Origin of the sequence: Bacillus cereus (assembly GCF_015071065.1) — a bacterium.
GTDB lineage: Bacteria > Bacillota > Bacilli > Bacillales > Bacillaceae_G > Bacillus_A > Bacillus_A cereus_BA.
On the sequence record NZ_VOVA01000018.1, the window covers coordinates 55,877 to 82,658 of the forward strand.

Consider the following 26,782-nt stretch of genomic DNA (forward strand, 5'->3'; position numbering starts at 1 on the left):
AAACGATTGCTATGGGCATGTAATTTCATCAAATTTGTCGCAGTAATTCATTATAATGTAAGCCCTCTCTCTTTTTTCACAAAAAAGTTTCACTTTATAAAAAGCACATATTCTTCTATTATAGAGAATGGACAAATTGTTATTTCAATAGTCAAAGGAGTATTTCATATGACGATATCACAAATAATGAAGCCGATTACTCCTTCTTACGATCCATGGGAAGCGTATATGGACCTTGAAGAGTACGGCAAACTACTATTAACAAACGTTGAGTTTACAACGACGACGTTATGCAATATGCGTTGCGAGCATTGCGCTGTTGGTTACACATTACAGCCGAAAGATCCAAATCCGCTTCCGATGGAGCTTTTATTAAAACGATTAGATGAGATTCCTTATTTACGTTCTTTAAGTATTACAGGCGGAGAGCCTATGCTTTCAAAAAAATCCGTCGACAACTATGTAACACCACTCTTAAAATACGCCCATGAACGAGGCGTTCGCACTCAAATCAACTCAAACTTAACTATAGATTTAGCACGTTACGAGCAAATTATTCCCTACTTAGATGTATTGCACATTTCACATAACTGGGGAACAATTGATGACTTCGTTGAAGGCGGATTTGCAATGATGGAGCGTAAACCTACTTATGAACAGCGCGCTAAATTATTTGAAAGAATGATTACAAATAGTAAAGCTCTATCAAACGCAGGTGTACTCGTATCAGCCGAAACTATGTTAAACAAACGAACTCTACCACATATTGAACATATTCACCGTCAAATCGTTGAAGAAATGGGCTGTAAACGTCATGAGGTTCATCCGATGTATCCGAGTGACTTCGCTAGCACACTTGAAATTTTAACAAAAGAAGAAATTCGCGATGCAATTGAGCATTTACTAGAAATTCGTGATGAAAATGTGTGGATGTTATTCGGAACATTACCTTTCTATGCATGTAGTGATAATGAACGCGATTTATACACATTGAAGAGATTACATGAAAGTAAAAATGTAACTGTCCGCAATGATCCAGATGGTCGTTCTCGTTTGAACGTAAATATTTTCGATGGAAATATTATCGTGACCGATTTCGGTGATGTCCCGCTTCTAGGTAATGTACAAACAAATACACTACAAGAAGCTTACGACAAATGGAGCGCTTCAAAAACAGCAAAATCATTAAGCTGTCACTGTCCTGCCGTTAAATGTCTTGGACCAAATGTTCTTGTAAAAAACAGCTACTATCCGAAAGAAGATTTCTTATCAAAAACATCAAATATTATGTTATAAATAAAAAACGTCAGCTCATAGGCTGACGTTTTTTATTTCATTGTGAATGTGATGAAGAAACAAATTTAAAATACAAATGATCATGAATGGGAATAGCAGCTCCGATTCCTTGAGATGTAATATTTTTCACGACAAGCCTTTTTTGATTCCCTTTTAACACGAGGTACACTTCTCCAAACGTTACTTTTCCTTTTTCATTTACTGCTGGTGTATACGCATATAAGTATCCAAGTTGACTTGGACTAATATTATAAACACGCTCATGTCCGGTACCATAACCAATTGTCGTTTTAAATGAAAGTGGCAATTGTACTTTTTCAAGTGCTTTTGAAAGCATCATTTTTTTCACATCTGCAGCATCTTTCATATCTGCTGTTAAATCACCCTCGATTGTCTTTTGGGTTTCTTGCTTATAGCGAAGTGGATATAAGCGATCTCCTCCGCGATTATCATATACATTTCGATTCACTTGCTTGTATTCCCAATTAATCGATGTGTCTATTGATTCATAATTTAATGCCCATTGCCCTAAATAAATTTTCGCTCGGTACCCTACTGCAAGCGGTGCATTCGAAATTGTCGTTTCATTAAACATACGAATTAAATCTGGGTTTTCAATCTTAATATTTGCTGTTTTCAATAATTCTTGAGCAAACTTACTTGGCTGTAAACGCGGCAAATCTTGTGCGTCATTTGGAAATGTATTATCTTTTGAAATATTTAAAACAGATGAAGGCATTTTTACTTCTACTGTCGTCTTTGCAAAACTACTGTTAGGAAATAATAAAATAAACGAGACCATAGTTGAAAGACATATGCTGTACACTCGTTTCACCTGTCTGGCTCCTTCCTACGTAAAGGTATATAAATTACTGTATTTATTGTTTTCCCTCAAACTCATTGTTATCCCTATTTTTCATAATAAATAAAAACCAATTCCCATAATGACATACGCAGCTAATAAAGTGCCTCCTTCAAACCAGTTTGTATCCCCATCATTTGAAATAGCAATAGTTAAGAAAACAGCTGTAATCATGGAAACAAGCTCTGGTATTGTAAATACTAACGGCATCTTTTGTGCAAAAAACATCGAAAGAAGTACTAATACAGGAGCAACAAACATGGCGATTTGTAATGTAGAACCTACTGCAATTTCAACTGCGATATTCACTTTATTTTTATATGCCATAATAATTGCCGATGCATGTTCTGCTGCATTACCAACAATTGCAACGATGATAACCCCTATAAATAACTCTGACCAGCCAAACGACTTTGCAACCGTTTCAAAAGTATGTACGAGGGCCTCTGACACATAAGCAACTGCAAGTGTTGCTATCGCTAAAACGAGTAGCGCTTTACCTTTCGACCACTCAGGCTCCTCCTCATGTACTTCTTCATCGCTCTTATGTTGATATACACCGCGGTGCGTAACTAACTTAAATAGCAATGCAGCCAGGTACATAATGATCATGATAATAGAAACGCCAATACTTAATTGATACGTCTTTCCAGCATCCATCTTCATTGAAAAAATCTCTGGAATAACAAAGGCTACGACAACAGCAAATATTAATAAAGCTGAATTATGCCTCGCATCATACACATTAAAACTTTGTCTTTTATATTTAAGGCCACCTATAAAAAAGGAAAGTCCTCCTACTAATAATAAATTCCCAAGTACAGAACCCGTTAATGAAGCTAACACAACTTCAATTAACCCTGCTTGAAGTGCGAAAATTGAAATGATAAGTTCAACCGCATTGCCAAAAGTAGCATTTAATAATCCACCTATCCGAGGTCCAGAAACAATTGCTAAACTTTCTGTTGCTCTCCCCATAAACCCCGCTAATGCGATAATCGTAATGCAATATACCGCAAACATAATTGTTTGAGGCCAATGCAATGTTTTTCCGAGTACAGAAAGTGGTACACCTATAAGCGCTACTATAAGAAATATTTTATTAAACATGCTTTCCATCCTTCCATCGTCTGTATTTCTCCTCAATATTATTATTATTCTTCTCCTAACTTGTCCGATTTCATCACAATTACGTTTAAAAAATCGAATTGAAGAAAACAGTATGAAAGATATTTAAATTGTCTTGTTTAGACAGAAAGAATTAAAAATTTGAAAAGAGGTTAAAAGCATGCACTTAAAAGAAAAAATCGCAACTATTATTCAAGGTCAACGAACAGGTATATTATCTACTGTGCGTAACGATAAGCCACATGGTGCCTTTATGATGTTTTTCCACGAAGATTTTGTACTATATGTTGCAACAGATCGAAATTCAAAAAAGATAACAGATATCGAAAAGAATCCAAATGTACATGTACTACTTGGGCGAGAGGGAAAGAAATTAGATGAAGATTACATTGAAGTTGAAGGTATAGCTTCCATCGAAGAAGATCAAACGTTAAAAAACAAATTTTGGACTAATAGCTTAAAACGCTGGTTACTTGGTGCGGAAGATCCTAATTATGTACTAATTAAAATTAATCCCGACACAATTTATTACATCGATAGTGCCGGTGCAACCAATCCCGAGTTTTTACGACTTTAAAATGAAAACGAGCCCTTTAAGTGGGCTTGTTTTGTCGAAAGGTTCTTCTGAAAAAAATAATAAAATAGGTGGAACTTTCTAAAGATTCTGTTATATAATAGCAGTAACTTAAATAAACTGTATTAAAACAGATTGAGGGGAGAAATAAAAATTGATGAAAAGAGAAGAACGAAAAAACATGATTGAGTTTATTGAAAAGAAAAAAGGGATTGAACGTGACGAATTATTATTTATGACGGATGATGAAGTAGAACATATTTATAATGTAACGTACTTTTTATATGAAGAAATAGCAGAGTAGTATAACAAACCCCCACCTTATTAAAAATATAAAGTGGGGGTTTGTTTCGTTATTTATCCCGCTATTTGCCGGGCAGTAAAACTCCCACCTCAAAATTCAGATGGAGCAAAGAAGTTAGGTGAGAGATCAACTGCCCGTAAACGCCCGATTGGTGAAGACTAATAATCAGTGGGGGATGAAGAAAACCCCCACTGATTAAAGTTTCACTTTATACATGAGAATGATTTTCATGTATAATAATGTAAGATTGGAGGAATTTCACTATGAGTTCATGGCTATTATTCGCACTATTATCAGCAATTGCTGCTGCCCTCGTATCTATTTTTGGAAAGATCGGCTTAGATGGAATCGATGCCAACGTCGCAACAACGATTCGCTCTATTATTATGGCATTATTTATGGTAGGAGTTATTATTATACAAGGTAAATTTCAAAATATCGGTGATGTCCTCCTAAATAAAAAAGCACTGCTATTTATCACATTAAGTGGAATCGCTGGTGCTTCATCATGGCTATTTTATTTTCTTGCACTAAAAACAGGAAAAGTCTCACAAGTAGCACCTATCGATAAATTAAGTGTAGTATTTTCCATTATTCTCGCGATGATTATATTGGGGGAAAAGTTAAACTTTATGACTGGTATTGGTGTAGTCTTTATTACAGCTGGTGTATTATTTGTTGCTTTCAGCTAAAAAACCGCTATTATTAGCGGTTTTTTCTTTTCCTTATGTAAATCCACACAATCAATGTTACAATTGCCGAAATAAATAAAATCCACATTCCATAATGATGTAAACTATACTCAACGAAGCGCCACTTCTCTCCCAGTTTCCAACCTAGGCCAATAAAAACACTTATCCAAATTAGTGCACCACCGTAAGCATACAGACAAAAACGCCACCATGTTAAATTCGAAACCCCAGCAAAATATGCTGTTAAGTGACGTACTCCCGGTATAAAGTAGCCAATCATTAAAAGAAACGGACCGTATTTTTCAAATAAGATATGTGTTTTTTCAATATGATGTTCTTTAATTCTAATTTTCGGACCGTATTTTTTTAAAACAGGGAGCCCGAGTTTTAAACCTAATATGTAACTTAATGTAATACCAATCATCGCACCTGCCATTCCACTTAAAAATGCAGCTGTTCCTGACATAACTCCTTTTGAAATATTATAACCGATAAAAGTCAATAAAAACTCATCTGGTATCGGTAATCCAACAATCCCACCAGCTAAAGCTATAATAATTCCAAAATACCCATAATGTGAGATTAACTCGCCAATATGTTGTTCCATTCGGAAGACACATCCTATGCACGATCGTTATTCCATATTGTGCCCATTCTATCTTTAAGACAAACATGGTATACATATTCACTATACATTGTTTTTATAATGAACTCTACGTCTATTCCATTTCTTAAACAGAGATTTAATCAGTGGTTTTTTTATCCATCCCCACTGATTATTAGCCTGAACCAATCGGGATTTTACGGACAGCCCGACTACCACTTAACTTCCTTGCATTCGCTAAATTTTGGAGTAGGAGTCTTACTGCCTATAAATAGCGAGATAAAAAAATAAAAATTCATAGGCTTATTTTTTTGTTACAATAAAGGAAAGTTACTTTTTGCAACGGTTTAACTCTCAGGAAAAATGATATATCTAGCAAAAACATAGTTTGGTCTATATAATGCAACTTCTACCTATTAGAGTAACATGCACCCTTTTACATACAACATCATTTTTCTAAATTATACAGGGGGAACGAACATGACCATTGAAAAACAATTTATCCAAAAGATTTACTATAAAACATTTTTAACAGAAGACTCTTCCATTCCGGTAGCGGAAGTACTCGGTGAAGCATATATAAATGAATCAAAAAATGAATTCTCCAATATATCTAATATTCGCTTTGCACAAGGTGAAGTTTATTTTCAAACTAACGACTTTGAAGCCGCTATATTCAAATGGGAGAAAGTAAATAATGAACTTGCTCTCTGGGCTATGAAGAATATTGCAGATGCTTATTTCGAATTAGATTTCTTGACAAAAGCAGAAGAAATTTATACATCTATCCAAACAGAAGATACAACTCTTACGATGGAAGTTTCCCTACAACTTCTTTCTCTTTATATAGAGCAAAATCGTTTAGGACTAGCATTTAAGACGATTAGCGAAGCTGTTGCATTTCAACCAGACTATCCAAATATTACTGCAATCGCTCGATCGTTCTATGAAAAACAAGAAGATTGGAATAATGCTATTGAACTCGCTGTTCAAGAAGGAATTCGAACAAAATCATTACACTGGTTCGATACTTTAATCCATTATGTGAACAGAGGCTTTACTAAAAAAATTAAACCTGAGTATTTCTATGAATCTTTAAAAGCCTTATATACAATTGATCAAGTTCAATTTAAAGGACTTGTTATTTCACTTTGGAACAGCTATGAAAATGAATCATTCCATCTACCTTGGATTCAAACAATAAATCACCTATTCTTACATATTGAAGTAGATGCTAATGACGATTGGAATGAAATTTCTACTCGCTATCAAGAGACGTACTTCGAATTGATTACTGGACAACATTTCATGCACGAATTACAAGGACTTGTACCAGATTTATTAACAAATTGGTTTAGTTTAACGAGAGCGGAAGATTCTTTACTTGTCTCCGCAGCAGTATTAGCATGGAATGAAGTTTCACCGACAACTCTAGAATCCTTACTCGTAAAAAGCGCAGGTGCCTTACTTTCAAATGCATCAGCTCATGCAAATGTTGATATGGCAGACGTATTAGCATTATTTGAAACGATTGCTGTATGGGCTGAGAAGAATGATGTAGATTTAGGTCATCAATTCACACTACTTGTTCGTGAGTTATACGATTTAAATGTTACACAACTTCTAGTAGCAGGAGCTAGCGATTATGATAAATCAGCCTTTATTAACTCTATACTAGGAGAAAATATATTAAATGCGGCTATAACAACTTCAATTACATTTAAAGATGATAGTCAAACTGAAATAACTGAGCTTACAGAACTAGATATACGAAATATACCAAACTTTGACGAACTTCATAACATACTAGCGGTACCTTCTCAGTCAGAACTAGAAAGAAAATGTATTGAAGTTAAATTACCAAGTAGATTTTTACGAAAAAATAAGTTTTCGTTCCTTGTCACACCTACTGTGCATGGACAACTTGACAAAAATAGCTCTCACTTTGAATACTTACAGGCAGCAGATAGTCTCATCTATGTATTAAATGCAGCTTCACCATTACATGATGAAGAGCTCGATACATTATTATATATTCGTGAGCAAGTACCAAATTTACAAATTCAATTCGTCTTACAAACAATTGATACGAATACTAGTGAAAATATTACGAACAGCATTAAAAAGAAAATACTCGTACATTTCCCAGAAGCACAATTTTCCCCTTACTCTCCTTCACAAGAGAGTAGCGAACAGCTAGGTAACGTAACAGATTCTATTCTTTCTAACCTTACTCAGCGTAACGTGGAAAAAGAACGCATTGAAAAATTATTATGGTTTATCCAAAAAACAATTGCATACCTTGTAAATGAACGTGTGGAATTAGAAAATACGTTAGTGAAATCGGTCCGCTGGAATAAACATATTTTAGTAAAACTTGATGGTTTTATTAATAATCTTACTGCCATTCAAAAAGATAAAATTCGTTCTATTACAGAATCTTATCTCTTAACGAAAGAAGAGATTACGCAGGATATACATTCTCAAATTCCTGAATTGTTGCAGAGTTGCTCTGACCTCGTTCAAGAAGATAGTGATTTCAAATTGGTCCATGAAGAACTAAATGTAGCAATGAATGAAAGAATTCAAAAACATGTACAGCAAGTGCTTCTTCCTAAATTTACTCAATCTATTCAAGAATGGATTGAGACTGCTCATAATGAATTCATTCAAGCTCAGGCTTATTTAGATGAAATGGGCGATGCCTTTAATAAGCTCTATGAGGAAGAGCGTATTAAACTTCCTTGTGATTTCAAATTACTAGATGACTGGGATAGAGATGTTGCAAGAATGACTAATAGAATTACAGTAGCTAATATCAATATTTTATTACGCTTTACACCGACACAATTTTTCTTAAAGAGTGCAGGGAAATTATTCGGTAATATGCAAAAAAATCAATCTATGCTATCAAATAAATATAAACAATATATTGAAACAGAAGATTATACAGAAGTTGCTCAGATGATTTCAAAACAATTCTTCCTTCAATTTGAAGTATTTGAAGGTGCGCTAGAACGTGATATCATGATGTTCTTTAAGGACCCTCTTAGCATATTGAAACAAACTGTAGAAGCAGCCCAACTTGAAATACAAGAAGATGAGCAAACATTAACAAAGCTAAGAACAAATCCAGAAACTTATCATGATCCTTTAACACTATTTAAATTGCAATTGTTACAACGAAAATTCATGTTAAATATTGACCGAAACAATGAAAATATTGCTTCACAAGAAACAATAAATAAAACACCAACTGTTTAAATAAGAAAAACCAAGCAACTAATTCGCTTGGTTTTTCTTATTTCTAATTTATAATTTTCATATGTTCAAATGGATAATATATCGCCATGAGCTTTCCTAATACTTCGGTTCTATCAATGAGCCCTAAGCCATTCCTACTATCCCTACTAACTAAACGATTATCTCCCATCACAAAAATTTTATTTTTAGGAATTGTAATCGGTCCAAAATCTTCAGTTAAATTGATAAGTAATTTTTCTGCCTGTTTTTTATTATTCTTTAAATACTCTTCGTTTTTCCCTTGATGATTAACATATAATTGATCATTCCTCATCTCAATTACATCTCCTGGCAATCCAATAACTCTCTTCACGTAGAAATTATCTGTCTTCACGACAATAATATCCTCTCTCTCATAACTTTCAAATCGCTTTGCCAGTTTATTAATGATTACTTTATCTCCATCTTGCAACGTCGGCCTCATCGATGCCCCTTTTACAGTCGTAGGAAAAAACAAAAAGATTTTCGCCAAAAACACCAATAAACATGCAATTGCAAATACTTCAAAGAGTTCACGTAAACGGCTTTTCTTTTGCATTATCCCACCATCTCATCATCTTTTTATTTTTATTATAAGTACTCCGACTGATTAATTTCCACAAAATTCTGAATTATAACATTAGAATATTACAAATATAAAAATAATCCCTCCATAAATTCACTATTCTTATATACTATATTTTCCATCTGCTAAGCAGGATTTTTTCTATGAATTTCATACTTATAAAGTACTGTACAAATTAAACAAATATAGTAGCATAGCAATAAAAAAGATACTCTCAAAATAGTCTATTAACTATTTTTGAGAGTATCTTTTTATAATCCTACATATACAATACACATCTGCGCTACGACATATGTAAACCAAATCCAAAGTGGTTCATACTTCAATTTACGCCCTCCGATATCTGTAACACCGATTATAAAATCGGAGATCACAAACAATAAACCACCAAGTGCTGGCATCCACCATATTCCTATATTCTCGTAATATAGGGCGAATGCAAAACATGCCATTCCTCCAACCCACAAACCGTAAATTAGAGCCCCAATCGTAAACAATTTATCCTGTTTTTCATTTCGGATAAAAAAGAACCATCCTATAATTAGAAAGAGTCCGTATACGAGTAAACCGATCCAAAAACCATTCCATGAAATACCTGTTTGTAAAAATGCCTTCACATAGAAACAATGTGCAAGAGCGAAAGTAACCATTCCTCCAATTAATCGATGACCAATTGGAATTAATCCTGCCATAAATAAATCCCCTACAGTTGACAAAGTCATACCGAGTGCAACCCACGTACTGTACTCAACCGATGGATCTTGTAACCATATCCAAATTGCACTTCCTGTTAAAGAAAAACTAAGAATAAGACGAATCGCTAAAGGTAACGGCATATTATTCCTCGTTCTTTTCGTCTGTCCTATTGCATAAATTGCTCCCATTAAAAAAAGAATAATTTGTCCGACTAACACAATGTAAAGTACATTCATAATCTGTTCTCCTCAATAAATGCTTTATTCTATCTTTTTTTCGTTACATATATCCCGTTCTCCTTTTTCTATGTAAAAAAAGAAGAACAATACTGTTCTTCCATTTTAATCGTTTTTCTGTTCTCTATGCTACTTGTTTTTCTTGCTCAACTTTCTTTTTAACCGGGTTACGATTTACTACAATAATTCCGGCTGCGACACATGCTAAACCAAATAGTACAAAGGAATGAATTGCTTCCCCTAAAATCAGACTTGATAGTAGCACACCAAACACTGGTATAAAGAACATATACATCGAGACTTTCCCTACTTTGTTATACTTCATAATGGTATTCCATATACAGAATCCCGCTGCTGATAAAAACGATAAATATATGAGCATAAGTATTGCATGTAGATTAAATGTGAATGGCATCATTCCAACTTGAAATGCACCTATACATAGCAACCCAGTTGATCCGAAAATCATCTGATATGCTGTCATATACCCAATATCTAATGTTTTACTACCTTCTCTCGCTAATATGTTTCCATACGAATACATCATGGCTGCCCCAAGAAGTAATAAGCTACCTATTCCAAAATGAAATGATAAACTTCCATCACTCGGTACATTCACTAAAATCACACCGCAAAAACCGATAGCTACTCCAATTACTTTTCTCCTATTTAGAGCATCATCTTTATATAAAAAGTGTGCGAGTAAAATTTGAAAGAATGATGATGTTCCTGAAATAATCGCTCCTTCAATTCCTGAGCTGTAACTCATTCCAATATAAAAACACATATATTGAAGAAAAGTTTGAAACAAGCCAATTTGAACTAACTGCTTTCCTGTTCCTTTTTTGAACTTCATATCTTTTCCTAACGCTTTAAAAAATAATAAGAGCATTACACCAGATAAGAAAAAGCGATAGCCAGCAAATAATATTTGTTCCCCGACTTCTTGTGGCTGAATTCCAAGTTCAGCATAGCTTAATTTAATAAAGGGAAATGCGCTTCCCCATAAAAATGTTGCTACTATTGCAGCAATAAACACGCCAATCGGATGGGTAAAAAATTTCTCTGTCTTCAACTTGATGTCTTCCTTTCCGACCTTTTTATGAACAATATTCATATATACCAAAGGAAATGCGAAAACACAAGTTTTCAGTTTATCCCGCTATTTGCCGTGCAGTAAAACTCCCACCTCCAAATTCGGCTGGGGCAAAGAAGTTAGGCTGGAGCCCTGCTGCCCGTAAAAGCCCGATTGGTGAGGGCTAATAATCAATGGGGGATGAACAAAACCCCCACTAATTAAAGTTTCACTTTATACTAAAACAAAAACATATCATCTAAGAAAAACATATGCTATACTATAGAATAATTACAACATAATAACTATTAAAATCAGATTCAACAGAAATGCTGCTATCCATTATGGATGGCAGCTTTCGTCGTTTTATAGGGGTTTCGATTTTGATTCTTTTTCTCAATAAGAATTCGGAAGGAGCGAGTATTAATGAACTCAGAAGTAAAAACATTACAAGCACAAAAAGATATTTCTCATCCCTCTTTATGGGATACATTAAAGAAACATTATGAACTTATATTTGCAATCGCATCTGGTATTTTTATTTTAGCTGGTTGGTTATTCACAAAAAATGATGCAATAAGTGTAGGTATTACTTTCTATATCCTTGCTTATGTAATTGGAGGATTTGCAAAAGCGAAAGAAGGTATTGAAGACACAATTGAAGAGAAAGAGCTAAATGTTGAAATGCTCATGATTTTTGCAGCTATCGGTGCCGCAGTTATCGGTTACTGGGCAGAAGGTGCTATTTTAATCTTCATCTTTGCATTAAGCGGAGCAATGGAATCTTATACATTAAGTAAAAGCCAAAAGGAAATTTCAGCGCTTCTTGATCTACAACCTGAAGAAGCATTACGTATTTCAAACGGAATTGAGGAACGGGTTCCAGTTGGACAATTACAAATTAACGATATTATTTTAATTAAGCCAGGTGAGCGCGTTCCTGCTGATGGCACAATTCATACTGGTGAAACAAATATTGATGAAGCTGCTATTACAGGAGAACCTATTCCGAATGAGAAAAAATTCGGCGATGAAGTATTTGCTGGCACTGTGAATTTACGTGGTGCTATTGAAGTTAAAATTACGAAGCCGAGCGATCAAACATTATTCCAAAAGATTATTCGTCTCGTTCAAAGTGCACAAAGCGAAAAATCACCATCACAACTATTCATCGAAAAATTTGAAGGAACATACGTAAAAGGTGTACTACTTGTTGTTGCACTTATGATGTTCGTTCCTCATTTCTTACTTGATTGGAGTTGGAATGAAACGTTTTATCGCGCTATGATCTTACTTGTAGTCGCTTCTCCTTGTGCGCTAGTTGCAGCCATTACACCGGCCACTTTATCAGCAATTTCAAACGGAGCAAGAAACGGTATTCTCTTTAAAGGTGGTATTCATTTAGAACGTCTAGCTTCAGTAAAGGCGATTGCCTTTGATAAAACAGGAACATTAACACAAGGAAAACCTACTGTAACAGATGTATATGTTCGAGAAGGCATAGCAGAAAGTGAAGTACTTTCTATTACAGCAGCGATTGAAAGTCACTCTACACATCCTTTAGCAGAAGCGATTGTTAAATATGCAAAACATGCTTACGACATTACGATAAAAAAACCAGAAAATGTTGAAGATGTAACTGGTTTTGGATTAAAAGGAATATTAGAAAACAAAGCTTATAAAATTGGTAAAGCTGATTTTATTGGAGAAGAAATAAAGACATTCCATAATGGCATTTCTGCTTCACTTGAAAAAGAGGGGAAAACTGTCGTTTATATTAGTGATGAGGATGGTATTCTTGGACTGATCGCTTTAAAAGATACCCTTCGCCAAGAAACAATAGCTGCTATTCGTGATTTACAAAGCATTGGTGTCGAAGCAATCATGATTACTGGTGATAATGAAGAAACAGCAAAAGCAATTGCCAATGAAAGTAATATAAAAGAATATTACGCATCATGTTTACCGGAAACAAAAGTTGAAACGATAAAGCAGTTAAAAGAAAAGTATGGCATAGTCGCCATGGTTGGAGATGGTATAAACGATGCACCTGCACTCGCTACTGCTAGTATTGGTGTTGCAATGGGTGAAGGAACAGACGTAGCATTAGAGACTGCAGACGTTGTTCTTATGAAGAACGAATTATCTCGTCTCTCTCAAGCAATCCGTTTATCAAAACGAATGAACCGTATTGTGAAGCAAAACGTTATCTTCTCTTTAGCTGTCATTGCAATGCTGATTTGTTCTAACTTCTTGCAGTTTTTAGCTCTTCCATTCGGTGTTATTGGACATGAAGGAAGTACCATTCTTGTAATTTTGAATGGCTTACGATTATTAAAAGGAAATAAGTAACGGGTCCCTGATAAAGGACCCGTTTTTTTAATGGTAGCTATTGTGACCGTTCGCACTACTACTCGTCTTATGCTTTGGATGCGAACTGCTCTTTTGTTTGTTATTTTTATTATTGTGGTTCTTTTTATTATTACTCATGAAATATCCCCCCTGTTCCTTTTTATTATGGAACAAGAGCTCATTATTCATTACGGGAATTATTGTCACCCGTTCTATAATGATGGAGTAAACCATTAATTTCACCGCCAAGTAAAATTACCCACCCAGTTAAGTAAAACCATAACATTAAAATAATGATACCACCGAGACCACCATATGTATTGGCGTAATTCGCAAACTTATCTACATAATAAGCAAATGAGTACGATACCACAATCCATCCTACAGTAGCAAATAACGCTCCTGAAATGACTTCTCTTCTTTTTAATTTCCGATCTGGTGCAAACGTATATAAAAAACTAAACAAGGCGATCAAGACAAAGAAACTTGCTACTAAACGCGTAATACTCCAAACATAAGAAAAACTATCCGATAAACCAATTGCTTTAAACACGGCTGCCCCAATCACTTGTCCAAATACTGGGACGATTAGTGCAAACACAATCATAAAGATTATCGCTAACGTGAACACGATAGATAAAGCTCTTGTTTTAATAAAGGAACGGGTTTCTGTTACATCATAAGCGCGGTTAAAAGCGTTCATAACCGCATTCACCCCGTTTGAAGCAAACCATAACATCGATAGTAAACCGAATGATAATAAACCACCATTTTGTTCGTTTACAACTTTATCTACGTTTACTTCAATTAAGTTCATCGCATCATCTGGTACATAAACCTCTAATAAACTAAGCACATCCTCTGTTTGAATGGGAATAAATCCAAGAAGCGTAATTAAGAAAACGAGCCCAGGAAAAATTGCAAGCAAGAAGAAATAAGCGAGCTGTGCTGCCAAGCCCGCTACATCATCGCGCATTGTCCGGTCATATAAATCTTTTCCAAACGAATAAGTGCGATTTCTTCTCACCTTTTCTAAAATTTTTCTCATATATGTTTAAACGCTTTTCTTCTCTTCTTTATTTTGCTTTAGCTCAATGTATGCTTCAGTTTTTTTTTCCTCTGCATTTGAGTCTTTCATAAATAATTCACGCGCTTCTTTCATACCACCATCTTCAGCAACTACCGGCTCTTCTTCTGCTTTAAGCTCATCTACCTTTGGAGATACAGCTTGAATTTCAATCGTTTCTGGCTTTTCTTCTCGCTCAACTTTTCTCTTACTAAAAATTTCTTTCGTTTCTTTTAACGTTTCTACAACAGACGGCGTCAATTTTTTAATTTCTGCTACTTTCGCTTTCACTACATTGAAATCAGCAAGCTCGCGTCCTTTATCTGTAACAGTTTGCACTTTTTCTTTGATTTTCGCATTTTCACCAATTTCAATCATCTTTGTTTTTGCTTTTTCTGCCGTATTTTTTACTTTTTCACGGTTTTCTTTCTTTAACATAGATACAGCTACACCTGCAGCTACACCAATCGCAATGTTTCGAGCAATATTATTTTTCTTTGCCATATTCCTTCACCCTTTCATTTCTTATATTAGAAAGTATTACTTTCTAAGCTTCCTCATATTCCTTGTTCATTTCGAATGAAAGCTACTAGCTTTGCACACCCTTCTGTTACAAGGTCATACACTTCTTGGAAGTTCCCTGTAAAGTAAGGGTCAGGAACGTCTGTCCAGCCACCGTCTGGAACAAAATCGGACAGTCTACCAATATAGCCTCCAGTTTTACCAAAACTTTTTAAATCCGCTATATTCTTGTTGTCCATGGCAATAATATAATCAAACTTTGTTAAGTCTTCTTTTTCTACTTGCCGTGCTTTAATTCCTTCAAAAGAGACTTCATTTTCTTTTAAAATTTTTTGCGTTCCTTTATGTGGTGGATGACCAATATGCCAATCTCCAGTTCCTGCAGAATCAATGACAATTTTCTCTTCGAGTCTCTCTTTTACGACAAGATCTCGAAAAATTGCTTCTGCCATTGGAGACCGACAAATATTCCCAAGACAAACAAACAATACTCGAACCATATTTTTGTTTCTTCCCTTCTTGGTGCATTTCTTACTATATACTTATATAGTATAAACAACCAATTATTAATTATAAAGGAAATCCCTACTAATTTAATAGGATTGAAAAGTTTCATTAACGAAAATGATAAAAAAATGTTAAGATAACCTTATGTTATTTTAAAGGGGGACACTTCGGTGGATTTATCCGTAAAATCAGAAGCAAACGTTGAATATATGGTAGAAGCTATTAAAGAAAAATTACGCATGGTTAATGCTGGAGCAATGAGAGCTGCTAGTTTTAACAAAGAAATGTACGAGGACTTACGTGACATTTATGAGCATGTTATGAAACGTGAAACATTCAGTATTAGTGAAATGCAAGCTATTACTGAGGAATTAGGTACATTAATTAAAAAATAACAAAGAGCCTCACGTATTCGAGGCTCTTTTAATTTCAACAAATTCATGACAACTCCCCTCTTTTCCTCATCACATTCTAAAATACTGTACAATGAAAGTAGAACCTCACCTTAGATTGTTTCTCCATACATACTACGCTTAAAAAATTACCACACTACCATTGCTAACTGTTTTTACTGGGGGTGCTTACTTATGAGCAATTGGTACAGTAAGACGAAAAATCAAACATTAATCGACCTAGAAACAAATGAACAGCACGGTTTAACAGATGAAAACGTAAATGAACGTTTAAAGCAATATGGTTCTAATGAATTAGCTACCAAACAAAAACGTACTTTATGGCAGCGAATTTTCGCCCAAATTAATGACGTCCTCGTATATGTCCTTATTATCGCTGCCCTTATTTCCGCCTTTGTAGGTGAATGGGCCGATGCAAGTATTATCGCGCTCGTTGTAGTTTTAAATGCTGTTATCGGTGTAATCCAAGAATCGAAAGCAGAACAGGCTTTAGAAGCATTGAAAAAGATGGCAACACCTAAAGCTATCGTAAAGCGAGATGGTGAACTTAAAGAGATTCCATCTGAGCACGTCGTTCCAGGTGATATCGTTATGCTTGATGCTGGGCGGTATATCCCCTGCGATTTACGACTTATCGAAACTGCGAATTTAAAAATTGAAGAATCTGCTCTAACTGGTGAATCAGTCCCTGTCGATAAAGATGCAGTCTACCACCCTTCCATGCAAAGTGATGCGCAAGTACCATTAGGCGATCAAAAAAACATGGCCTTTATGTCGACGTTAGTAACATACGGACGTGGCGTCGGTGTTGCCGTTGAAACTGGGATGCAATCACAAATCGGGAAAATCGCAACTCTTTTGCATGAAGCTGAAGATGATATGACACCGCTTCAAAAAAGCTTAGCACAAGTAGGAAAATATTTAGGCTTTGTCGCTGTAGCTATTTGCGCTATTATGTTTCTCATCGGTTTTTTACAAGGACGAGATACTTTAGAAATGTTTATGACTGCAATTAGTTTAGCTGTTGCAGCCATTCCAGAAGGCTTACCAGCTATCGTTTCCATCGTTCTTGCAATTGGTGTTCAGCGTATGATTAAACAAAACGTTATCATTCGTAAACTACCAGCTGTTGAAGCTCTCGGTTCTGTCACAATTATTTGTTCAGATAAAACAGGTACATTAACTCAAAATAAAATGACCGTTACTCACTTTTATAGTGATCGCACATACGACCAGCTAGAAAATTTGAATGTAAATAATGATGTACACCGTCTATTATTAGAAAATATGGTTTTATGCAACGATGCTTCTTACGGTGCCGACTCACAAACCGGGGATCCTACAGAAATTGCCCTTCTTGTTGCCGGAAGCTCTTTTAACATTCAAAAAGAGCATTTAGAAAATAAACATGACCGTGTTAACGAATTGCCTTTCGAGTCTGATCGTAAAATGATGTCAACTGTACATACGTACGATGAAAGCTACTATAGCATGACGAAAGGTGCCATTGATAAACTTTTACCTCACTGTACCCATATCTTTATAAATAATAAACTTGAGGTCTTAACAGATTCTGATAAAAATCAAATATTAGAAGCTGCCGGGTCAATGTCGCAAGAAGCTTTAAGAGTACTTTCATTCGCATTTAAACAATACAATTCAAACGATATGGATATAAATCATCTCGAAGAAAATCTCATATTTATCGGTCTTGTCGGTATGATTGATCCACCACGCACAGAAGTAAAAGATTCAATTACAGAATGTAAAAAAGCTGGTATTCGCACAGTTATGATTACTGGTGATCATAAGGATACCGCCTTTGCAATTGCCAAAGAACTTGGTATTGCTGAAGAGAGATCTGAAATTATGATTGGAACTGAATTAGATAACATTTCAGATACAGAACTAGCAAGTAAAATTAATCATTTAAATGTCTTTGCTAGAGTCTCTCCTGAACATAAAGTGAAGATTGTAAAAGCATTACGTGCTGAAGGAAATATCGTTTCTATGACTGGTGACGGTGTAAATGATGCTCCTTCTTTAAAGCAGGCAGATGTTGGAGTAGCAATGGGAATTACAGGAACAGATGTCGCAAAAGGCGCCGCAGATGTAGTTTTAACAGATGATAACTTCTCATCTATTGTGAAAGCTGTTGAAGAAGGAAGAAATATTTATCGTAATATTAAAAAGTCTATTCTCTTCCTACTCTCTTGTAACTTCGGCGAAATTATCGCTTTATTTTTAGCAATTTTACTTGGCTGGGCGGCACCTTTACGCCCTATTCACATTTTGTGGGTAAATTTAATTACAGATACACTGCCTGCATTATCACTCGGTGTTGATCCTGAAGATCCAGATGTGATGAAGGAAAAACCACGACATGCGAAAGAAAGCTTATTTAGCGGCAGCGTTCCTTTTCTTATTTTCAACGGGGTTGTAATTGGACTTCTTACTTTAACAGCCTTTATCGTTGGGGCAAAGCTCTATACAGGAGATACAAATTTATTTCCTCTCTTCCCAGATCAAATTGATGAAGACGCTCTATTACACGCTCAAACGATGGCATTTGTCGTTCTTAGTTTCTCTCAACTCGTTCATTCATTTAACTTACGTTCAAGAACGAAATCAATTTTTTCAATTGGGATATTTACAAATAAATATTTAGTCTTCTCACTTCTAATCGGTGTTCTTATGCAAGTGTGTATCATCTCCATCCCACCTCTTGCCAATATATTTGGTGTGCATGCATTAACCATGCGAGATTGGGGATTTGTTCTCTTGTTAAGTATCATTCCGCTTGTTGTGAATGAAATTATTAAATTATTTAAGAGAAAATAAAAGGCAATGAGGAATATCCCTCATTGCCTTTTTGTTTATCCCACTATTTGCCGTGCAGTAAGACTCCCGCCTCAAAATTCGGCTGGAGCAAAGAAGTTAGGCGGGAGCCCGGCTGCCCGTAAACGCCGATTGGTGTGGGCTAATAATCAGCGAGAGATGAACACCCCCCACTGATTAAAGTTTCACTTTATCCTTGTAATTCTTTTTTAATGTTTTCTGTTAATGTAGCCATACGCTTACGACTTTCTTCACGCTCACGTTTATTTTGCTCTTCAATTTGTTGTGTTTCTTGCATACCTCTTGAAATAATGTTCCAAGTTTCCTCAAGTGTTTCCATCTTAATACTAGAAGAACCTGATAATCTCGCTACTTCCACACTTTGAGTTGCAATATTTTGTGCATTTTTCTTAAGTAATTCATTTGTACGGCGATCAAGTTCAGCCATAGAGTCCGCAACAAGCTTTTGACGTTTCGCATTTACCGCTTGAATGATACCATTTTTAAAGATAGGAATCGTTGTAATAAATGCTGTATTGATTTTACCGATTAATTTATTGTTACCGCGTTGAATCATACGAATTTGTGGCGCTGTTAATAGAGCAACCATACGTGCTTTTTCTAAATCATCAATACGTTGTTCTAAAATTTCAACAGAGTTTTTAAGCGATTCTAATTCAATACCTGCTAACTGATCATTATTACGTATGCGCTCTTCATACATCGGAACTAACTCTGTATTTAAACGCTCTAATAACATTTCCCCTGCTACTACGTATTTCTCTAAGTCTAAATAATACTTTAAGTTTTGCTCATATAAACCGTCTAACGTACCAATTGATTTTTTCATTTCATCTTGATACTTCGTAATTTCTACGTATACTTTATCCATTTCGCGACCCATCGTCTGATACTTACTAAAGATTTGTTCAATCATTTTATCGGCTTTTTTGAACATACGTGAGAAGAAACCACTTTTCTCTTCCGCAAAGTCTTTACTATCAAATCTGTCCATAATTTTACCAAGCTGTTTTAATAATTCACCAGAGTCTTCTACTTTCGATAAAGACATTGTATGTAAAATTTGATCAGCGAAACGTGAAATCTCCATAGAAGGCTCTTTTCCGAGCTCGATTAATTCTAATTGGTCTTTAATGTCTACCGCATTATAAATACGTTGTACTTCAGCATCTTGTCTAAGTTGCAAGCGAACATCTTGTGCGGTTTGCTCATTCAATTCTGTTTTCGAATCTAGTACGACTGGGTTATTCATATGGTATTCTCCCTTTCCTTATAAAAATGGACGAAATAGTCCTTTTATTGTTTGTGATAAATTTTTATAGGCTGATGAACCATGAAATTCAAGATCGAAATTAACTTCTTCAAGCCAATGTGAATCAAATGCTCCTGATTCAATATACGGTTCAATATCGTTTCTCCCCGTTGGATTAAAGTGGAATACATCTACTCCAATTTGATTTAAAAATAGTAATAACACAGCATCAGAACGACTTAATTCTCCGCTCTTCTCATTATTAAATATAACAATTTTCGGTACTTCTTGCGAATAATCAAATTTCTCAATCTGCTCTAAAATGTTCGGTGGTATTTGAGAGAGTTGTGCGAAAACATATAGTGCTACATCTTGTTTCGTCTCTTTCGCAATTGGTTTACACATTTCACTTTCACACGTATGGATGATTGCTTCTGCAATACCATGTTGTAATCCTTCTGGTAAACGCTTATGTGGCCACCAATGGCTGTTCATAATTAAATCCGGATGTAACTTCCCTGCTCGGTCCAATGCATCTCGATAATGATATTGGAAATTCGCTTTTTGTTCTTTCGTAAACGGGAATGTATTAATCAGGAAACTGTTATCAAATGATGTAACAGCCTTTAATCGCTGAAAATATTCTTTATCATTCTTTGAAACACCTGATATTTTTGCAAATAAAGAAGGAATATAAATATGCTTATTTTCAACAAAGAATGTTGGACGTACAAATGCCTTTTCTTTCGTAATTAAAAAGAGTTCATCGTACGTCGTTTTGAGCGTACGGGATACAGGTGTATACGAACGGAATTGCCACGGTTTGTATAATAATGAATTATCGTGGTGAAGTACTTGCTCGATTTCTTTTGAAGCTTGATAAGCTACTGTTGCGACGCGTTCACGACGCCGATCAGGAAATGGTTCCAATGAAATACGGCCCGAATGAGATACGACAAAGGTCTTTCCTTCCTCATCTATACTCTCAAATCCATCTTTTCCTTCTGGGTGATAATAAAGCACATCGCAGCCGAGCATAATAAGAAAGTATAAGAAATATATACGACTCTCCGTCGCATCACCGTACCAAACGATACGCGGCATTTGTTTCTTATAATTAATCGTAGAGAACCACTTCGCTACGTAATTTTCACTTAATTTAATCATATCGATTAAGAAACGCCGGAATCCTTCTGTTTTTAAAGATTGATTATGTTGTTTCTCATACAATTTCAATACAGAAATAAACGTTGTATGTATATAATGCTGTAAATCAGGATTGTCTACTTGCGGTAATAGTTGTTTTCCAGACAAATGTGCTACAAGCCTATTTACTGTAAGTCCATTCGGTGCTTCTTGATGTAATGCAAAAACCTCTTGAATATGGCGCAGTTTTTCGGGATCAATCACCTTATTTAAATTTTGTTCATGCAAAACCTCGATCCCTTTTGCTTCACTATAATCAAATAGCTCATTGAAATATTCATCTACATCATTAGGAACACCAAGAATGCGACTTGCTATATAACTAAATTTCATCTCATTCTCTGTCAGTTCATATTGTGGGCGTTTTTCTAAAAGTTCTTCAAATTGCTTTAAATCTGATTCATCTTTTAATGCACATGGTTGAAGTGTAAAACGTGAAAACACAACAGTTCACCTCCAAAAACATTTACGTTTTTTCTAAAGTCTCTCTTCTATTATAAACTATTTTTAGTTATAAAAAATGGGCGCTCGCATAACGAGCAAACCCATTTCAATTATTTATGTTCATTTTTAGTAGCTGCAACTTCTTCTTTAGCTTGTCCACCATTCTTCATGTAGTGAATTATAAATGTTACTCCAAATGCTACAACTAAAACAATAAAGAACACTGTATGACTTACTTCAATATGAATGACAGACAATAGCATTTTTGCTGCAATAATTAAAATTAAAATATATGCTGTCGTCTCCAATTCTGGAATACGCTCTAACAATTTTAAGAATACGCCAGCGATACCGCGCATCATTAAAATACCGAGCATTCCACCTAATAGCAAAATCCAAACTTCATTCGATACACCAAATGCAGCAAGTACACTATCTACAGAGAATGCGATATCCATTAATTCAACCATCGCAACCGTTCCCCAGAAAACACCGAACATTCTGAAGAGAATACTATTTTGGTTCATACCATGGGCTTCCTCTTCTTCTGAAGTGCCTTTTCTTTTATCAATGAAATATTTAATTGACAGCCAAGCTAAGTAAAGCGCACCTAACACTTTTACCCAGGCCAATTTAATTAAGAACATTCCGATTCCAATTGCAATAAAACGGAATACATAAGCTCCAATCAGTCCATAGAATAATGCTTTTTTTCGTTTTTCTTCTGGAAGATGTTTTACCATTACCGCTAACACAAGTGCATTGTCAGCAGATAATAACCCTTCAAGTACAACAAGTGTACCTATTAACCCCCAAGATACTGGATCTTGTAACACTTTAATCCACATGTCCAAGTCGAAAAACTGAGCATACGTATCAAGGATTCCTTGCAAAATACTCATCTTACCTTTATCCCCTATTCTTTGCTAGATTTATAGAAAGGTCAAAAAAAGGAAACGAATGTCGTTTCCCTTCTTATGCATCCAAGCCATACGCTTTTACAAGCGCACCTAATCCACCTTGGAATCCGCTTCCTACTGCACTAAACTTCCACTGTCCATTATGACGATATAATTCACAAAAGACAACTGCTGTTTCAATGGAGAAATCTTCCCCTAAATCAAAACGAAGAACTTCTTCGTTTGTTTCTTCATTTGCTAAACGAACGAATGCATTTGCAACCTGTCCAAAGTTTTGATTACGGCCTTCACCATCATAAATTGTAACTGTAATAGCAATTTTATGAACATCTGCTGGAACCTTTTTCAAATCGACAACAAGTTGCTCATCATCACCGTCACCTTCACCTGTACGGTTATCTCCTGTATGTAAAACTGATTCACAAGGAGACTGTAAATTATTATAGAAAATAAAATCAGTTTCCTTCGTACATTTCCCGTTCGCATCTAATAAAAAGGCAGATGCATCTAAATCGAAATCAGATCCACCATCATAAGATTTAATATCCCATCCAAGACCAATTACTGCTCTTGATAAACCTGGGCTTGTTTTAGCTAAATCAATTTTCTGTCCTTTTTGCAATTGAATAACCATATATATTCACCTCTATATTTTAATTTCAGAAAATATATCCATCAGTAAATACGCGTTTCACTGATGGATATATAAATCTATTACTCTACATCTAAACCAAAGTTATTACATAGAGAACCTAATCCACCTTGGAATCCACTTCCGATTGCATTGAATTTCCATTCACCTGCGTGACGGTATAATTCGCTTACTACTACAGCTGTTTCAATAGAGAAGTCTTCTCCTAAATCGTAACGAATTAATTCTGCATTCTTTTCTTCATCCAGAATGCGTACGAAAGAGTTAGAAACTTGTCCGAAGTTTTGGCTACGGCCTTCTCCATCATAAATTGTGATTGTGAAACAAATACGCTCAATGTGAGCAGGGACATTTTTTAAGTCTATTTTAATTGTTTCATCGTCGCCTTCACCTTCACCTGTACGGTTATCTCCTAAATGCTCTACAGCACCATTCGCACCTTTTGGATTATTATAGAAGACAAAATCCTCTGCTCCTGAAACCTTACCGTTAGCACCTACTAAGAAGATACTAACATCTAAATCGAAATCATTTTGTCCGTCATAACGGTTCGTATCCCAACCAAGTCCTACAAGAACTTTCGAAAGACCTGGATTTGTTTTTGTTAAGTCTACCTTTTGTCCTTTTTTCAATGAAATTGATGCCATATACAATTCCTCCTTGGTTTATTTTATTGGTAACGTGATACAATCTCACTTAAGTTTTTATCTTGTGTTCCTTCTCCAACTGCTGAAAACTTCCATTCGTTTCCGTCTCGATACATTTCCCCTGCAATTAAAGTCATTTTGCCAGCGTAATTATCTGACAAGTTATAACGTGCTAATTCTTCACCTGTTTGTGGGTTTTGAATACGAATATATGCATTGCGAATCATCCCAAAATCTTGACGACGATTGACACAGTCATAGATATTTACAACGAATACTAAACGATTAATACGGCTCGGAACTTTATGTAATTCTACGAAAATTGTTTCGTCGTCACCAGCGCCTTCACCTGTTAAATTATCTCCTGAATGAATAATACTACCACAAGTAGAAAGTTTGTTGCCGAAGTAAACTAGATCATTTTTGTTTAAAAAACGATCCCCTTCTAACATAACAACAGATGCATCACAATCTACATTTGGTTTACTTCCAAATAAAGAAGACAGAAACCCACCTGATTGCCCAATTGGATCCCAGCCTAAGCCAACCTGCAGTTTCGCTACTCTCGGTTGTCCTTTCGTTAAATCAATCTTTTGTCCTTTTTCTAAAATAATAGGCATGAAGTTTCTTCCTTTCTACAAAGCATTTTCCAAATCGGAAAACATTGTATTCTCCTCTTATATTGTAGCATTATTTATCTAATGAGAAAAAGGATAAATTCTCAATTATATGAAAACAGATACTATATTTATTTATACTGATGTAATAAGTGGTAAATAGAACCAATCATTCCTGCACAATTGCCGCTTTGCGCAAGTTTAATCTCACAATTACTATAAATCTCTTGATTTAAGTATGTTCCTATCTCTTCCTTCACTTCATTTAAGAAATCATCTCCTCTTTCAGTAATTCCCCCACCAATAATAATCATTTTCGGATTAAAAATATAAGCAAGGTTACTAATACCAATTGCCAAATGTTTAAAGAAAATCTTCACGGCTTGAGTAACACCGCTATCACCCTTATCATATAATTCAAAAATTGTTTTACCATCCCACTCCTCTTCACCTTTATATTTTCGTACAAGATGAATTAATCCCGAAATTGAGGCAACCTCCTCAAAAGTTTTCCCTTCTATTAACATATTCCCCCATTCCCCAGCGGCAAACGAATGTCCACGGTATAACTCCCCATTTATAACAATTGCTCCACCAATGCCAGTTCCAAGCGTGAGCATAATAAAATCGCTTTCTCCCCTCCCAGTACCTTTCCATTTCTCGCCTAAGGCTGCACAATTAACATCATTTTCAATAGATACCGGAACTTTTAATACTCCTTGTAATCTCTCAACAATAGAAATATTAGCATAACGCGGAATGTGATCCACACCTCCTGTTATAACTCCTTTATCAATATCAACAATTCCCGCTGTACTAATACCAATTCCTGAAATAGTATGTTCGGTCATTAACTTTTTTGATAAATATATAAGCTTTTGAACAATTTGTTCCCCGCCCAAGTAAATTTCTGTTGGGACCTTTTTATGCATTAGTACTACCCCTATTTCTGAAACAATTCCATATTTAATTTGCGTACCACCAATATCAAATGCAATATATTCTTTCATCCGTTGCCACTTCCTCTACTGTTATGAGTGCAAATTCTCCATCACTCTACCATTTTCAAGAAATTCACATTAACTCTTTTCTCCCTTTAGAAATACACCACCTTTTTCTATATATAGTTTTTTTTGCATAAAACTCTTTTTCCTATGAAATATTACAAAGGGATGTATTTTAGATGGAACAATAATTTTTTCTTCAGGAGGAAAACAATGACAAAAATCTTCATTTTAGCATCAACACTTTCTTTATCTTTTTTTAGCGGCTTAAATATTGGTAATGCTGCAACTGAAAACTTCCATCCAATAACAAACGCTATTGCGCAAAATAACGATAATTTAGCAGAAGGTAATTCAAAAGATAATAATAAGCCTCCAGGAAACAATGGTTCTCAGGACGATAGTGGTTCTGACGGCAGTGGTTCTGGTGGCAATGGTTCTGACGGCAGTGGTTCTGGTGGCAATGGTTCTGGTGGCAGTGGTTCTGGTGGCAGTGGTTCTGGTGGCAATGGCTCTGGTGACAATGGCTCTGGTGGCAGTGGTTCTGGTGGCAGTGGTTCTGGTGGCAGTGGTTCTGGTGGCAATGGTTCTGACGGCAGTGGTTCTGGTGGCAATGGCTCTGGCGGCAATGGTTCTGGTGGCAACGGCTCTGGCGGCAATGACTCTGGCGGCAATGGCTCTGGTGGCAACGGTTCTGATGGTAGTGGCTCTGGTGGCAACGGTTCTGGTGGCAACGGTTCTGGTGGCAACGGTTCTGGCGGCAGTGGCTCTGGTGGCAGTGGTTCTGGCGGCAGTGGCTCTGGTGACAACGGTTCTGGCGGCAGTGGCTCTGGTGACAATGGCTCTGGTGGCAGTGGTTCTGGCGGCAGTGGTTCTGGCGGCAGTGGTTCTGGTGGCAGCGGTTCTGGCGGCAGTGGTTCTGGTGGCAACGGTTCTGGTGGCAACGGTTCTGGCGGCAGTGGTTCTGGTGGCAGTGGTTCTGGTGG

General features: G+C 35.8%; 25 protein-coding genes. 9 read left to right on the forward strand and 16 right to left on the reverse strand.

The annotated features are described in order from the left end of the window. The first annotated feature begins 168 nt into the window (after positions 1-168). Positions 169-1,296, forward strand: a complete 1,128-nt coding sequence (yfkAB, locus tag FT637_RS24955) for a radical SAM/CxCxxxxC motif protein YfkAB (protein WP_193648581.1) — start codon at positions 169-171, stop codon at positions 1,294-1,296. Between the two features lie 37 nt (positions 1,297-1,333). On the opposite strand, the gene FT637_RS24960 is transcribed toward yfkAB, so the two are convergent. Both FT637_RS24960 and cax read right to left on the reverse strand, forming a co-directional pair. Further along, the gene (locus tag FT637_RS24960; RefSeq protein ID WP_193648582.1) at positions 1,334-2,131 is read right to left on the reverse strand and encodes a YfkD famly protein; all 798 of its coding nucleotides are present in this window, start codon (positions 2,129-2,131) and stop codon (positions 1,334-1,336) included. An 81-nt stretch (positions 2,132-2,212) separates the two neighbouring features. Then, on the reverse strand, positions 2,213-3,268 hold the full coding sequence (cax, locus tag FT637_RS24965; protein WP_193648583.1) for a calcium/proton exchanger: 1,056 nt from the start codon (positions 3,266-3,268) through the stop codon (positions 2,213-2,215). 178 nt (positions 3,269-3,446) lie between these two features. On the opposite strand from cax, the gene FT637_RS24970 reads away from it, so the two are divergent. From FT637_RS24970 to FT637_RS24980, 3 genes are all read left to right on the forward strand, one after another. Further along, positions 3,447-3,863: a pyridoxamine 5'-phosphate oxidase family protein gene (locus tag FT637_RS24970; RefSeq protein ID WP_193648584.1), complete on the forward strand. Its 417-nt coding sequence runs from the start codon at positions 3,447-3,449 to the stop codon at positions 3,861-3,863. A gap of 154 nt (positions 3,864-4,017) precedes the next feature. Continuing rightward, entirely contained in the window at positions 4,018-4,164 is a 147-nt protein-coding gene (locus FT637_RS24975) for a BH0509 family protein (protein WP_000817786.1), read from the forward strand. 263 nt (positions 4,165-4,427) lie between these two features. Continuing rightward, positions 4,428-4,856 (forward strand): EamA family transporter, encoded by a 429-nt coding sequence (locus FT637_RS24980; RefSeq protein WP_002091176.1) that lies wholly within the window; start codon positions 4,428-4,430, stop codon positions 4,854-4,856. Positions 4,857-4,869: 13 nt separating this feature from the next. On the opposite strand, the gene FT637_RS24985 is transcribed toward FT637_RS24980, so the two are convergent. Beyond that, positions 4,870-5,463 carry a DedA family protein gene (locus FT637_RS24985; RefSeq protein WP_193648585.1) on the reverse strand — a complete coding sequence of 198 codons (594 nt, stop codon included), beginning with the start codon at positions 5,461-5,463 and terminating at the stop codon, positions 4,870-4,872. A gap of 477 nt (positions 5,464-5,940) precedes the next feature. Here FT637_RS24985 and FT637_RS24990 point away from each other — a divergent pair, with 477 nt between their 5' ends. Further along, a complete protein-coding gene (locus tag FT637_RS24990; protein ID WP_193648586.1) occupies positions 5,941-8,724 on the forward strand; it encodes a tetratricopeptide repeat protein in 2,784 nt (927 codons plus the stop codon). 43 nt (positions 8,725-8,767) lie between these two features. Here FT637_RS24990 and lepB read toward each other — a convergent pair whose 3' ends face one another. The 3 genes from lepB to FT637_RS25005 form a co-directional block, all read right to left on the reverse strand. Further along, on the reverse strand, positions 8,768-9,304 hold the full coding sequence (gene lepB / locus FT637_RS24995; RefSeq protein WP_193648601.1) for a signal peptidase I: 537 nt from the start codon (positions 9,302-9,304) through the stop codon (positions 8,768-8,770). Positions 9,305-9,579: 275 nt separating this feature from the next. Then, complete coding sequence (locus tag FT637_RS25000) at positions 9,580-10,260, reverse strand: lysoplasmalogenase (RefSeq protein ID WP_193648587.1); 681 nt, start codon at positions 10,258-10,260, stop codon at positions 9,580-9,582. 124 nt (positions 10,261-10,384) lie between these two features. Then, the gene (locus FT637_RS25005) at positions 10,385-11,335 is read right to left on the reverse strand and encodes a DMT family transporter (protein ID WP_193648588.1); all 951 of its coding nucleotides are present in this window, start codon (positions 11,333-11,335) and stop codon (positions 10,385-10,387) included. Positions 11,336-11,761: 426 nt separating this feature from the next. Between FT637_RS25005 and FT637_RS25010 the strand changes: the two genes are divergently transcribed. After that, positions 11,762-13,687 (forward strand): heavy metal translocating P-type ATPase, encoded by a 1,926-nt coding sequence (locus FT637_RS25010; RefSeq protein WP_193648589.1) that lies wholly within the window; start codon positions 11,762-11,764, stop codon positions 13,685-13,687. Between the two features lie 181 nt (positions 13,688-13,868). Here FT637_RS25010 and FT637_RS25015 read toward each other — a convergent pair whose 3' ends face one another. From FT637_RS25015 to FT637_RS25025, 3 genes are read right to left on the reverse strand one after another with little or no spacing between them, the layout of a single operon-like run. Then, positions 13,869-14,735: a YihY/virulence factor BrkB family protein gene (locus FT637_RS25015; protein ID WP_193648590.1), complete on the reverse strand. Its 867-nt coding sequence runs from the start codon at positions 14,733-14,735 to the stop codon at positions 13,869-13,871. 6 nt (positions 14,736-14,741) lie between these two features. Further along, positions 14,742-15,257 (reverse strand): DUF4075 domain-containing protein, encoded by a 516-nt coding sequence (locus FT637_RS25020; protein WP_193648591.1) that lies wholly within the window; start codon positions 15,255-15,257, stop codon positions 14,742-14,744. A gap of 53 nt (positions 15,258-15,310) precedes the next feature. Further along, the gene (locus FT637_RS25025; RefSeq protein ID WP_193648592.1) at positions 15,311-15,775 is read right to left on the reverse strand and encodes a low molecular weight protein-tyrosine-phosphatase; all 465 of its coding nucleotides are present in this window, start codon (positions 15,773-15,775) and stop codon (positions 15,311-15,313) included. A gap of 177 nt (positions 15,776-15,952) precedes the next feature. On the opposite strand from FT637_RS25025, the gene FT637_RS25030 reads away from it, so the two are divergent. Together FT637_RS25030 and FT637_RS25035 are read left to right on the forward strand one after the other, a co-directional pair. Further along, complete coding sequence (locus tag FT637_RS25030) at positions 15,953-16,177, forward strand: DUF1128 domain-containing protein (protein ID WP_193648593.1); 225 nt, start codon at positions 15,953-15,955, stop codon at positions 16,175-16,177. Between the two features lie 192 nt (positions 16,178-16,369). Continuing rightward, positions 16,370-19,036, forward strand: coding sequence for a cation-translocating P-type ATPase (locus FT637_RS25035; RefSeq protein ID WP_193648594.1), 2,667 nt, complete (start codon positions 16,370-16,372; stop codon positions 19,034-19,036). A gap of 187 nt (positions 19,037-19,223) precedes the next feature. Here FT637_RS25035 and FT637_RS25040 read toward each other — a convergent pair whose 3' ends face one another. From FT637_RS25040 to FT637_RS25070, 7 genes are all read right to left on the reverse strand, one after another. Next, complete coding sequence (locus FT637_RS25040) at positions 19,224-20,306, reverse strand: toxic anion resistance protein (RefSeq protein ID WP_002029585.1); 1,083 nt, start codon at positions 20,304-20,306, stop codon at positions 19,224-19,226. 18 nt (positions 20,307-20,324) lie between these two features. Next, a complete protein-coding gene (locus tag FT637_RS25045; protein WP_193648595.1) occupies positions 20,325-21,956 on the reverse strand; it encodes a YceG family protein in 1,632 nt (543 codons plus the stop codon). A 110-nt stretch (positions 21,957-22,066) separates the two neighbouring features. Further along, positions 22,067-22,858 (reverse strand): TerC family protein, encoded by a 792-nt coding sequence (locus tag FT637_RS25050; RefSeq protein WP_193648596.1) that lies wholly within the window; start codon positions 22,856-22,858, stop codon positions 22,067-22,069. Between the two features lie 73 nt (positions 22,859-22,931). After that, entirely contained in the window at positions 22,932-23,510 is a 579-nt protein-coding gene (locus FT637_RS25055; protein ID WP_044444321.1) for a TerD family protein, read from the reverse strand. Positions 23,511-23,590: 80 nt separating this feature from the next. Further along, positions 23,591-24,175, reverse strand: coding sequence for a TerD family protein (locus FT637_RS25060; protein WP_002029588.1), 585 nt, complete (start codon positions 24,173-24,175; stop codon positions 23,591-23,593). Positions 24,176-24,198: 23 nt separating this feature from the next. Then, the gene (locus FT637_RS25065) at positions 24,199-24,795 is read right to left on the reverse strand and encodes a TerD family protein (protein WP_001121596.1); all 597 of its coding nucleotides are present in this window, start codon (positions 24,793-24,795) and stop codon (positions 24,199-24,201) included. A gap of 128 nt (positions 24,796-24,923) precedes the next feature. After that, positions 24,924-25,802, reverse strand: a complete 879-nt coding sequence (locus FT637_RS25070; RefSeq protein ID WP_193648597.1) for an ROK family protein — start codon at positions 25,800-25,802, stop codon at positions 24,924-24,926. Between the two features lie 207 nt (positions 25,803-26,009). On the opposite strand from FT637_RS25070, the gene FT637_RS30100 reads away from it, so the two are divergent. Beyond that, the coding region (locus FT637_RS30100) for a cell wall anchor protein (RefSeq protein WP_227493949.1) at positions 26,010-26,782 on the forward strand (773 nt) is incomplete at its 3' end.